The sequence below is a fragment of the Fodinibius salipaludis genome, assembly GCF_002287075.1.
Taxonomy (GTDB): domain Bacteria; phylum Bacteroidota; class Rhodothermia; order Balneolales; family Balneolaceae; genus Fodinibius; species Fodinibius salipaludis.
The window spans coordinates 189,146-201,049 of sequence record NZ_NSKE01000006.1; the positions used below are offsets into that span (position 1 = coordinate 189,146).

Consider the following 11,904-nt stretch of genomic DNA (forward strand, 5'->3'; position numbering starts at 1 on the left):
TATGCCCCACCAAACAGACTATTGTATCCTCGGAGCTGGTATTGCAGGACTTTCCCTGGCTGATGCTTTATCAGCACACGACCTAAACTGTGTTGTCGTTGAAAAAAATACCCCCGGCTCGGGCGCTTCGGGTACGACCGGAGGATTGGTTAATCCCGCAACCGGCCGAAGAGCTAAAAAAACATGGAAGGCTGAGCAATGCTACGATGCTATTGCTGCTAACCTGGAGAAAGTTCAAGCATATTCGGATACTAATTTTTATCAGAATAACGGCTTACTGCGCCCCGCCCTGCTGGAAAAAATGGCGCGAAAAATGAAAGAACAACACGAAAACACTACTTGGCCTGAGGGCTGGTGTCAATGGAAATGCAAGGACGAAATTCAGGAGATCCATCCGGGCATAAAGTGTGTCGACGGAGGGTTATGGCTGCCCATCGGTTTAACAGTAGATATTGGATCTTATATAAAAGCGTACGGCCGTTACTTAAAGGATAATGGACTAAGTATAATTTGCGGAGAACAACCTTACCCCATATTAGAAGATGATTACTGGCTTCTTGAACTCGAAGAGATCACGATAAAAGCTGATCATCTTGTTTTTGCTACCGGACATACAATTGCCACCTCTCCGTTTTGGGATTGGATACCTCTCGAACTTATAAAGGGTCAAGTTGCCAAGTTTAAAAAAGAAAGTGGCCACCTCTCTTTTTCCCACTCGATTTCGAGCCTGGGATATATTGCCCGTTTAGATGAAGAAGGTACATTTATTCAGGGCAGCACCTACGAACATGATTTTAATCACCTAAATCCCGATGAAGAAGGGGAATCGTATCTTAGAAAACGAATGCGGCGTACGCTTCCTCAACTCGAAGAACAATCCACACTCGTTGATCAATGGGCCGGGGTTCGTACTTCTACGCCCAACTATAAACCTATTTTAGGGGTACACCCTGCCTATTCTAATCTTCATCTGTTCTCAGGGTTGGGTTCAAAGGGATTGCTTTTCGGGAAGTTTCTTGCAGAACATTATGCGGACCATCTTATCAATGGTACCCCCTTATATCCTGAGGTAGATATCAATCGGTTCACCTAAAACAAGTACCTTGCGAGTTTTAAAATCGAATTACTAAACCACTCCAGGCTCCACCAATACCCGAGCCCCGGCTTTCGGAGTTAGGCACTGTTAAACCGGCCACCGTAAATTCGAAATTACGCAGCTCAATTCCCGTACCAACAGTAATACTTGATGAAGTTAACCCTCCTGTTCGATATCCTGCTCGCAACGGAATAGCATTAAACAGCTTGTATTCAGCTCCAAGCCCTATAGCCAATCGGGAACTATTCATTCCTGTTTCGTATAATCCCTTCTGTACATCAAAAGCAAATCCCAGCTTGCCGGCTTGTAACTGTGCCCCAAAATTGAGCTTAGTAGGGAGCTTTTCAGTAATTTCCTTGTTCCCGGACGGTTCATAATTCTGATAAATTTCTTTCCTTACACTATCGGCAAAGTTGTCAGATAGCCCATCCTCAATGTCGATTCCATCCCAGGTAAATGTTTCATTGGCCGAAAATTGACCGGCATTACTGTCATAAGTAATACTTCCGATATCTGTGATCGAAAGACCAACGCGCAGTTTCTTTGCGCCACCAATCCAGGAAAAAGCACTTTTTAACGGTCCGGCTAAATCCATTTCTACCGTTCCGCCAACATCCACTCCAAAACCGGAACCCTGCGTTTCGGTAAAGCTTGTTCCATCCGGATCTACAAAATCACCAATTTCGCCTTCAAAGTTAGGATCTTGTCGGGCTTGATAGTAATCCTCAAATTGACCGGTCAACTCTCCTACCGTGGTAAATGTATAGGAGAAGTCGTGTATTACTTCGCTATTGGTAACTTGTAATGTAGAGTTAAAATCAATGCTTGAAGTATAATGCGGAACAAGATACTTGGGAGCCACACCCGCAAATACTTTTACATTTTTACCAATCCCCGGAAGCGAAGGAAGTTCTAACAGCTGCAAAGAAAGTCCAGCCGAAAGTTCGCTAAACGCTACCCCCTTGCTGCTAAAATTAACGGGTTCGGGCTCAGAAAAACGCTCTTGACTTATTCCCCTAAGCAGTATTTCAGAAAATCCCCTGTTTATAGATCCTGAAAAAAGTGCCCGATTCCGAAAGGCCAGACTGAAAGCCACTTTTTCACCGCGCCATGCTCCGGCAAGTGGTATCACATCAATTTCCAAGCCCATAGCTCTGCTATTCCCCATGGCCGAGCCGAACCACTCATCAAGTGCTTCGGATCCTACAACATTGCCTGAAGTAAAGTGTCTGTTATATACCGAAATATTCATCAACGGTCCCCCTGCTGTTGCAGACAGACCTCCCAACAAGCCAATAGAAGTTGAGGGTTTGGTATCCGCATTGAGCATGAGGTTAGCGGGATTCACAAAATTGGCGTGATAGGTGTCGAGATATGCGGTACCGGTACCTCCCAAACCCAAGCTTTTCGCGGAATAATGTCCCGACTGTGCTTGCGCTAATGATCCCCAACCGATAATTACTCCTGCTACAACAAGAACTGACAATAATTTTTTGAAAAACTTCATAATACAGATCCCTTTTCCTTTAATTAATTGTTGAGGTTATGCCAGCTCTCACTCTCACTTTAAAGGAAACGGCGTCGTTCTCCCTTATACTCACTGACTCTTGCTGGGGGGTATTAATTGTGATATCCAACACCATAAATCTGGTGCGGTGTAAATCACTCATTTCACTCTCAGAAAAGCTGATCTCATGTTCGCTTTGGGCTCCATCAGAAGCAAAACCATCCTCATCAGTTGAAGCCCCATTTACGGCAATATCATTTTTAGATGTAATTTCATTTCCATTCGCATCCAACATCCTCACATTAAGAGTTAAATCAAGCGGCAGGCCATTTGTATAGTTGATCGTAATCGCTGCTTCAGAAAGTTTGCGATCTTCATCCTCCTCAGGTAGATCACTTAAGTCAGCATCCACTGTATCCTGATAAGTAGCATTATCAGCCGAGAAGTTAAATGGTATTTCTACTCCTAATGAAGGATCAAAAATAACCGGATTTACGATTGTCCCTTCCACTTGCTGTTCATTTATGCGCGCAACTCCAACAAATCGAATAGAAGTAGGCAGATTACTAAAGAATGCCGGCGTGTTGGCATTGTTGGCATTAAACTCATTGCTTCCTTCTTCTCCCTCACTTGGACTTGGATCTTCTACAGCATCGAGAGAAAACTTAATGACCTGATCTGCGGTTGCCGGTTCCCCATTAACCGTAAGGGCATCCGGAATTTCCGAACTTGTTACCTGTTTATCCGAGTTTTCATTTCCTTTTAAATAAACAGGCTCGCCATTCGATTTGGTGCCGGCAATTACAGCATAAATGGTTGTATTTACTCCCAGGTTTGAATTATACAGGGTGCCTAAAATGGGGTTGGAAAAAGCAATATTAGAAATATGATCAGAGATCTCACTTATCCCATCGATATTAGTAATTTCTGCTTCATTATCATTAAAAATATCCAACTCACCATCGCCAGTAGCATCCGCATTAAGCAGTACATTTTTAGGAACAATATATCCCTCTGCCCTGCTGATGCCTAAACTTTCAAATCCTATTTCGGTTGAAATATCACCACCTTGCGCCGAAGAACTATTGGTAGATACGGTAATTTCAAAATCAATCGCGTTATCTGTCCCGGCATAGATCCGATGATCTGCTAAACTAACAGCATTCGAAATACTCTCACCCGGTAAAATATTATCAATAGTAATAGCCAAAGAACTTCCATTAGGATCTTGAACTTCAGGAAAAGTAACTTCCAGGTCAATAGAAACATCAGTATCGTTAGTAATCCCTACTGTTAATTCCCCACCATTCATTCCAACAAAATGGTTGGCATCCCAGAATTCAAAAGCGCTATTATCAATAGACGAACTCCCATTGGCAGTCACCGTGTGGGATCCTGCAGTTGGAGGAACAGTTAAATTAACAACTTCTATTGACGGTACATTAACTACCGGAATGGCATTGTTCAGGTCCCCAAAGTTAAAACTCTGTTCTTTAACCACACTTACCAATCCATCTTCATCAGTGTCGAATATATTTTCAAAGTCTTCTGAAGTAGTATCAATCAACGCTTCATCAGCTCCCAAAAACGGGTACGTTTTTTCCATTGTTAATGGAACTTCGAACTGATTGTTAACCTGGAAATCAGGAGATTTTGGTTGTTCACAGGACCAAATAGAAAATGCCAATAATAAAATAAGTGCAATGGGAAACGAATTTTTCATCTGTCCTAACCTTCTGTTAAATGATATAAATTATAATATGCCGCCCTGTTAAATCGAGATACCCCAATTCCCCGGTATAACGCTGAATAATCAAACTTTAGCTCGTAGAAAGGCTACCAACAATATCACGAATGCTGAACCTAATCCCAACATTATATTTGACTATTTATTATCTGTGATAAACAACATTTATTACAGCGCTTCCTAACTCCATAGGACAATTCCAAAACACACTCAGCGCCATTGCTAAAGATAGCAAAGTAAAGATGCTTCACTGATACAGTATTATCGTCCTATTCAGCAATAGTCTTAAATACAATTATCATCCAAAGACTATTTTTAATTGTTACTTTTCCTGGCTATTCAAAGTATGTTTGGTAAATTTAATAGCAAGCTTTCAGAACTTATCGTAGGAAGATTGTTTTCTTTTGAACCAACCTAATAGATTATCGTAATGATTTACCTCCACACGAGAAGAAAACTGCTCATTTTTACATAGCGCAAAACTAAATTCTTACGTCAACAACAAGTGCAGCTAACCATACATTAATTAAAATTATACTCCCTCATGTTAGGCACCCGATTCCAAAATTAGAACAGCGAACTACAAAACTAACGTATCGAATACATAGAAATGTGTTTCCCAATTCATTAACTTTTTTGAAATAATTCCTGTATAAGCCGAGATAGGATAAAATGGGGAATTAAAGAAGATTTTGCCCTCCATTGTTCATGAAAAGCAAAAATGCGGAGAGGGAGGGATTCGAACCCTCGGTACGCGCTAGACGCACACACGCTTTCCAAGCGTGCGCCTTCGACCGCTCGGCCACCTCTCCAATAAAGAGTCGCAAATATAGGTTAATTTTTGTCTGATATCAATGTTAAAATCCAAAGGTAAAAATTTGTTTGGAGTATGCCTTTACGGGCTGTCCGTTATTTTTTGCCGGACGAAATCTCCACTCCAAAGCAGCGGTAAGCGTCGCCTCTGTAAGTCCATAGTTAATGCGATCAACCGTTCTCTTTTCTCCCGTCTCTTGATCATGCACCACAATTTCAGTAATACTGGCTTCTTCAACTTTTCCCTCCGTATCTACTAAAAAGTTCACCCATATTTCAGCTTTAATATCTGCTTTTTTTGCGGCTTCGGGAACCGTCGGTTCGACAATATGAATAACCTGTGGTGCTACCTGCGGACTTGATACCGGCTCATCGGCATCACCCTCGCTGCCAATCATCTCAACAGAAAGAGAATCAGAATATTTGCTGACGTTCAAGTCCCCTAATTCAATGGGATCCTCTTCTATTACTTCATCTGTGGGTTCGGGTATGGGAGTTTGCGGCTTGGGTGGAGGCGGCGGACTGTTTTGTTGTTCCGTCCGTACAACATCTTCAAGAGCAATGGCCTCATCCGAAAAATCAACTTGCTGGTTTGATGTACTCGACTCACTGACCGGCCAAAGATTGAAAACCGCAATAGCTAACAGCTCTACAACAACTATTGCCGTCAAAATACGAATCCGATATCCGTTTTCACTGTCTTCGATATATTTTTTAAAGTCAGACAAATTTTTTGCGGATATCTATACTATTTATAACGGTAAGAGTTGTTTGTGTTAACGAATAAACATAGTGTTACCATTCATTCATCATTCCAATATCAGTCACATTTTCCCCTCTTCTAATGCCTTTCGGATGAAGCCATTATGATCTTCCAACTTCTTTTCTGCTTTCTTTTTATTCAATCCTCCCAATGCCATAACCAATGCTGTTTTAACGTGTCCGTCCGCCGAATGCAGTAGTTTTTCCGTTTCTTTATAATCCAGATCGGTAAACATCATAATAATCCGCTTTGATCGCTCATGTAATTTCTGATTGGAAAGCTGTAAATCGACCATCACATTTTCATACACTTTGCCCCTCCGGATATTTGCACCTGTAGTAATCATATTCAGCACCATCTTTTGAGCGGTAGCACTTTTCATGCGGGTGCTTCCCATAATTACTTCGGGACCAACGGGCACGTCAATTAGCACATCCACATCGAGAGAAATCTGAGAACCCGGTACCGTCGTCACAAATATAGTGTGGCAACCTTCTTCGCGAGCAGCTTTTAGCGCACCATGCACATACGGCGTACGTCCGCTGGCAGCCAATCCACAAACAATATCAGTTGATTTTACATTTATATCTACCAACGCCTTGCGACCATTTTCCTCGTAATCCTCGGCTCCTTCCTGGGCCTCAAAAACAGCTTCTTCACCGCCGGCAATCAATCCAATAACCTGCTCCGGATCTGATCCAAAAGTAGGTGGACATTCGGCGGCATCCAGTATTCCCAATCGTCCGCTGGTGCCGGCTCCTGCGTAGATCAAGCGTCCACCTTTATCAAAAGCTTGTTTTACCAGATCTATAGCCCGAGCAATTTGCGGTAACTTCTTTTCAACTTCATTCGCTACCTTCTTATCCTCGGCATTAATGAGGCGAGCTATTTCCAGCGAATCCGCAACATCTATTTTACCGGTATTGGGATTCCGCTGCTCCGTATCCAACTTTTTTAACTGATCAAAAAGCTCTTGGTCTTCTTCTTTCACGCTGTAATTATTGTTTTAAAATGATTGCTAAACTATAACCCGCTTAAGTTAAGTGGATTTGGGGATAACAGAAAAAGACTTTATCACCTGTATAAATTTATGATCTACCTATTTTGCCAAGATGAGTATCTCGAAAAGAGTTGATATGCTTTAATCCATAACCAAAAAGGCGATCCATCGAGGAGTGAGCAAATAGTATAATCCCCGCTAATTCTGTAGCTGGGGATTCCATAACAAAACCAACGATATAAACCAGCAGAGCCAGTCCTTTATGATGGGCAAGATTGTAAAAATATGCACCGATTTTGTTATTGATTGCATATCCAATCATACTTATATCAGGTACTAATAACAAAGCAGGAAACCACCACCAAGCAAAATCAGTATTCCAAAATAAAAAACCGGCGAATAGAAACATCACCAGCTCTTCACTCTTAACAAGTGATTTCATCATCTCTTCTTGCTGCGGTGTTTCCACCATTTTGAGTAAACCCCATTTGGGGAGTTGCTTTTAAGCTTCTGCTCCTCTTCCTGACCACTGTCTTCCATTTTAAGCAGTGCGGCAGCCAGCGCTTTTACTTCGCTCTCATCAGTAATTGCAGCATCGATCTTTTCCCTGCTGAAATAATCCGGCACGAAGTGCGTATCGTAATCACCGGAAGTAAACGACTCGTGATTAAGCACATATTTACAAAACGGTATTGTTGTTCTACAGCCTGCAATCTCATATTCATCAAGAGCACGAAGCATTCGCTTGATAGCATGATCCCGATCGTTACCATACGTACACAGCTTAGATATCATGGGATCATAATTAATCGTGATCTTCTGCCCTTCTTCTACTCCGGAATCTACGCGTACTCCATTTCCTGATGGAATACGATGTTTGCTGAGTGTACCCGTACTCGGCAAAAAGTTATCACGCGGATCTTCAGCATAAATTCGGCATTCAACAGCATGCCCATTCATTTGTATCTCATCTTGTGTCATAGGAAGCTCTTTCCCTTCGGCTACTAATATCTGCAGTGCTACCAGATCCAAGCCCGTAATTAATTCGGTTACCGGATGCTCTACCTGTAGACGCGTATTCATTTCAAGGAAATAGAAATTACGCTCGGCATCTACCAGAAACTCAATTGTCCCCGCTCCCACATAGTCCACAGCTTCGGCAGCAGCAATGGCGGCTTCGGCCATTTCTGATCGTAATTCGGGCGTTAAAATAGAGCACGGTGCTTCTTCAATCACTTTCTGATGGCGGCGCTGAATCGAACACTCCCGATCAAAAACATGAAACGTATTTCCATGTTCGTCAGCAATGATCTGAAACTCAACATGCCGGGGCTCAACCAAATACTTTTCAATATATACGCGATCGTCTCCAAAGGAATTACGTGCCTCCGACTTCGCAGCTTTAATACCAGATCGAAATTCATTCTTATTATTCACAATACGCATTCCTTTACCCCCACCGCCGGCCGCAGCTTTCACTAACACGGGATACCCAATGTCATCAGCAATTTTCTCGGCTTCCTCAACATCTTCGAGCTCTTTTTTTGTGCCGGGAGGAAAAGGAACATCCGCCTTACTCATAATTTCACGAGCTTCGGTTTTATCCCCCATCAAACGAATAGCCTTTGGCTTAGGACCAATAAAAATGATCCCTTCTTCTTGACATCGTCTGGAAAAATCAGCGTTCTCACTCAAAAATCCATAGCCGGGATGGATGGCATCGGCCCCGGTATCTTTCGCCACCTGGATTATTTTATCAATAACCAAGTAACTTTCGGATGAAGCAGCAGGACCAATATGTACCGATTCATCGGCTTGTAATACATGCGGTGCATCAGCATCAGGCGTCGAATAGACCGCTACCGTCTCTTTGCCTAACTCTTTACAGGTTCGAATTACACGTAAAGCAATTTCGCCGCGATTAGCGACCAATATTTTGTTAATCTCTGCCATAATTATCTTTAAATGATGTGCGTTTTTAACATTTGTGGCCACAAATTCCATTCGTCTCCTCCATCGGACCAAACATCGAGGTCGTGATCTAAAAACTTCATCCGCATCACGTTATCCATACGTACTGCATCGTTGATCCGTTTATCCCCCTCATAACTTACCAACCGAAAATCGATATCCTGAACTTTATCAAGAAGAGACTTTTTATTCAGATTGGGCACAAAGTCCATCGGATTACTGTAGTAAACATCGTCATCATAATAATCATCCATAAAGGGGCTAATATCATAAATGCCGCTTATCCCAATAGATTTCCCAAATACTTCTGGATATTTAAGTGCGGTAGTAATGGCATGGTATCCGCCAAAATCCACACCGGCGATAATTATAAATTCTATGCTGTTTTGGTCCTTGATAAAAGGCACCACTTCCTCAACAATAAATGATTCATACTGCTGTTGGCGAATAATACGCTGTTCAGGAGATGCATCTTTATTTAACAGAGCTTCATTATCAATTGAGGATAATACGAACAGCTGATTAAATCCGTTTTTCAACTGATATGAGATGGAATCAGTCATTCCAAATTTTTCCCATTGTCTGCAAGTAGCCCCTCTTGTTGGAATCCCTATTACCGGAGTTCCTGAGTCTCCATAAACAGCCATCTCCATGTCCTTCCCCAGACTGGGACTCCTCCATTTCTCGATTTTAGCTTCCATTCGTCTCTATTTTGATTAGCTCGGCAATAAAATTCGAATGGAATATAACAGTTCCTATTGATTAGTGTAAACGCAGATGCCCCTAATTTTTAAAACGAATTAAGATTGAGCTATTTTCATCTGGTAATAAGCTTTGGGTAGAATAGAAAACTTTTCTGTGGCATTCAGATACGCTCGTTTATTGAATACATCATAGTTATTCTGCTCAATTTTATCGAGAATACGGGCGTAATTTTGACGTGCTAAATAAACGGGAAGCCGACTGTCACTGCTTAACAGGTCTATCCCCTTTTCTGATCGCTGATAATACCTGCGCGTTCGCTGAATCTGAAAGTCCAGCAAATCGATGACGTTTTCTGTCTGCTGATAATCAAACAATTCTTCTTCCGACACATTAAAACGATCCAGATCTTCTTGTGGCAAGTAGATCCTGTTTCGGCGAAGATCTTCTCCAACATCCCGCAAAATATTCGTCAACTGCATCGCAATACCCAAGTCTACCGCATAGCCTAAAGCTTCTCGCGATTGATATCCAAAAACCTCACTGGTCATCAATCCCACAATAGATGCAACTTTGAACGAATAATCGTATAGTTCATCAAAGGTCTCATATCTATTCTTGAAAAGGTCCATACATACCCCTTCCATGAGCTCAAAAGGCATTTCTATCGGGATATGATGTCGACGAAGTACATCAGAAAATGCGACAAGAATATCATGGTCATGAGCTCTCCCTTCGTAAGTATCCTTCAGCTTTTGTTTCCAGAGCTCTAATTTTTGGCGAATATCTTCTTCACTTAATTCTTTTTTTTCCAACAGATCTTCAGCCTCATCCACTAAATCATCGATATACCGGCACAAGCTGTAAATTGCAAAAATTCCCCGTTGCTTATGATTCGGTAAAAAGCGTGTCGCCATATAAAAGGTTTTGGCATGGTGACGCGTAATTGCCCGACACTGACTATAAGCCTCCTTTAACCGTTTATCATCAAGCTCATCTATAACGGACTTGTGGAAAGAAGTCCGCTCATAGATTGGCTTAATTAAGGTGTACGGTATGCTAAAAATATCTCTCATCTTTTGTGCAATAACATTTATCGATACACTACCTTAAATGTCAATTTAGGCCTAAATAGTTCCTGATTTTTTTATAGCATAAAATTTAAAATGATCTAATAATTACATTTCTATTCTTCTCAAGTTTTTATGATTTTCTACTGATCTCTTTTATTAAAAATTATTATACCCGTGGATAATACTTCTCAAATCAATTCGAAAGCACTAAGAAACTGTATCACCAAAACTGATGTCCCCGACTATCCTGAACCCTATCGCGGCAAAGTGCGCGATGTGTACGAACTTGGGGATAAAAAGCTTGGCATCGTAGCCAGCGACCGTATTTCGGCCTTCGATCACATCATGAAACAAGCCATCCCCTACAAAGGACAAATTCTTAACTCACTGGCCGCCTTCGCTTTTGACAAAGTGGATGAGTTAGTTGCCACTCATGTCATTGACGTACCACATCCCAATGTCACGATCGCAAAAAAATGTGATCCTATTCCCATTGAAGTTGTGATTCGGGCATGCCTAACTGGACATGCTGCCCGCGTTTATAAATCGGGGAAACGAACGTTGTGCGGTGTTGTACTACCCGACGGTATGGCAGAAAACCAAAAATTTGGGGAACCTATATTAACTCCTGCAACCAAAGCCGAAGAAGGTCACGACGAAGATATTTCAGAGAAAGAAATATTAGAACAAGGGATTGTTGATGAGAATATCTGGCAAGAAGTACGAGAAAAAGCTTTTAAGGTTTTTGAACGCGGTCAACAGATAGCCAATAAGCAGGGACTCATTCTTGTGGATACCAAGTATGAATTTGGACTCTATAACGGGGAAGTTACCCTTATTGATGAAGTACATACTGCCGATTCCTCGCGGTACTTTTATCGGGATGGATATGAGGAGCGACTTAAAAAAGGGGAGCCGCAAAAACAACTTTCCAAGGAGTTTCTAAGGGAATGGTTGATGGATCATGATTTCCAAGGCAAAAAGGGCGAAACACTTCCTGATCTTCCTGATGAGTTTCGTATCAAAGTATATAACCGCTATACCGAACTATATGAAAAGCTTACCGGCAAATCATTCAAGCCAACTCCTATTGATATGGAAAAGTTTAATGGAGAACTAAAGAAAATCCTTGATCGGTATTGATAGCAGTTACCCTCTCGAATGGAATTGAAATAGTGCCGATGAAACCAAAGAGTTCTTTTTTTTGTAAGTAAAATATAGATCTCTTTCGA

General features: G+C 41.7%; 10 protein-coding genes and 1 tRNA gene. 2 read left to right on the forward strand and 9 right to left on the reverse strand.

All coding sequences use genetic code 11. The annotated features are described in order from the left end of the window. The first annotated feature begins 1 nt into the window (after position 1). Positions 2 to 1,093 (forward strand): NAD(P)/FAD-dependent oxidoreductase, encoded by a 1,092-nt coding sequence (locus tag CK503_RS09715; RefSeq protein ID WP_095606615.1) that lies wholly within the window; start codon positions 2 to 4, stop codon positions 1,091 to 1,093. A gap of 19 nt (positions 1,094 to 1,112) precedes the next feature. Here CK503_RS09715 and CK503_RS09720 read toward each other — a convergent pair whose 3' ends face one another. The 9 genes from CK503_RS09720 to CK503_RS09760 form a co-directional block, all read right to left on the reverse strand. Then, positions 1,113 to 2,603 (reverse strand): DUF5723 family protein, encoded by a 1,491-nt coding sequence (locus tag CK503_RS09720; protein WP_095606616.1) that lies wholly within the window; start codon positions 2,601 to 2,603, stop codon positions 1,113 to 1,115. Between the two features lie 19 nt (positions 2,604 to 2,622). Beyond that, entirely contained in the window at positions 2,623 to 4,326 is a 1,704-nt protein-coding gene (locus CK503_RS09725) for a hypothetical protein (RefSeq protein ID WP_095606617.1), read from the reverse strand. A gap of 748 nt (positions 4,327 to 5,074) precedes the next feature. Then, a tRNA-Ser gene (locus tag CK503_RS09730) sits at positions 5,075 to 5,162 on the reverse strand. 45 nt (positions 5,163 to 5,207) lie between these two features. Beyond that, on the reverse strand, positions 5,208 to 5,891 hold the full coding sequence (locus CK503_RS09735; protein WP_095606618.1) for an energy transducer TonB: 684 nt from the start codon (positions 5,889 to 5,891) through the stop codon (positions 5,208 to 5,210). A gap of 96 nt (positions 5,892 to 5,987) precedes the next feature. Further along, a complete protein-coding gene (gene murQ / locus CK503_RS09740; RefSeq protein ID WP_095606619.1) occupies positions 5,988 to 6,917 on the reverse strand; it encodes an N-acetylmuramic acid 6-phosphate etherase in 930 nt (309 codons plus the stop codon). A 97-nt stretch (positions 6,918 to 7,014) separates the two neighbouring features. Then, positions 7,015 to 7,371 carry a DUF4260 domain-containing protein gene (locus CK503_RS09745; RefSeq protein ID WP_217988393.1) on the reverse strand — a complete coding sequence of 119 codons (357 nt, stop codon included), beginning with the start codon at positions 7,369 to 7,371 and terminating at the stop codon, positions 7,015 to 7,017. After that, entirely contained in the window at positions 7,368 to 8,879 is a 1,512-nt protein-coding gene (gene accC / locus CK503_RS09750) for an acetyl-CoA carboxylase biotin carboxylase subunit (RefSeq protein WP_095606620.1), read from the reverse strand. Before accC ends, CK503_RS09745 begins: the two co-directional genes overlap by 4 nt. Before the next feature lie 8 nt (positions 8,880 to 8,887). Next, positions 8,888 to 9,598: an alpha/beta hydrolase-fold protein gene (locus CK503_RS09755; RefSeq protein WP_095606621.1), complete on the reverse strand. Its 711-nt coding sequence runs from the start codon at positions 9,596 to 9,598 to the stop codon at positions 8,888 to 8,890. Between the two features lie 99 nt (positions 9,599 to 9,697). After that, entirely contained in the window at positions 9,698 to 10,675 is a 978-nt protein-coding gene (locus tag CK503_RS09760) for a phytoene/squalene synthase family protein (RefSeq protein ID WP_095606622.1), read from the reverse strand. Positions 10,676 to 10,846: 171 nt separating this feature from the next. On the opposite strand from CK503_RS09760, the gene CK503_RS09765 reads away from it, so the two are divergent. Beyond that, the gene (locus CK503_RS09765; RefSeq protein WP_255233376.1) at positions 10,847 to 11,815 is read left to right on the forward strand and encodes a phosphoribosylaminoimidazolesuccinocarboxamide synthase; all 969 of its coding nucleotides are present in this window, start codon (positions 10,847 to 10,849) and stop codon (positions 11,813 to 11,815) included. Positions 11,816 to 11,904: the final 89 nt, after the last annotated feature.

Bases quoted from the DNA above. Each gene is read 5' to 3' on its own strand.
- CK503_RS09745 (WP_217988393.1), bottom strand. From the start codon at position 7,371: ATGATGAAATCACTTGTTAAGAGTGAAGAGCTGGTGATGTTTCTATTC.
- CK503_RS09755 (WP_095606621.1), bottom strand. From the start codon at position 9,598: ATGGAAGCTAAAATCGAGAAATGGAGGAGTCCCAGTCTGGGGAAGGAC.
- CK503_RS09760 (WP_095606622.1), bottom strand. From the start codon at position 10,675: ATGAGAGATATTTTTAGCATACCGTACACCTTAATTAAGCCAATCTAT.
- CK503_RS09725 (WP_095606617.1), bottom strand. From the start codon at position 4,326: ATGAAAAATTCGTTTCCCATTGCACTTATTTTATTATTGGCATTTTCT.
- CK503_RS09715 (WP_095606615.1), top strand. From the start codon at position 2: ATGCCCCACCAAACAGACTATTGTATCCTCGGAGCTGGTATTGCAGGA.
- CK503_RS09720 (WP_095606616.1), bottom strand. From the start codon at position 2,603: ATGAAGTTTTTCAAAAAATTATTGTCAGTTCTTGTTGTAGCAGGAGTA.
- accC (WP_095606620.1), bottom strand. From the start codon at position 8,879: ATGGCAGAGATTAACAAAATATTGGTCGCTAATCGCGGCGAAATTGCT.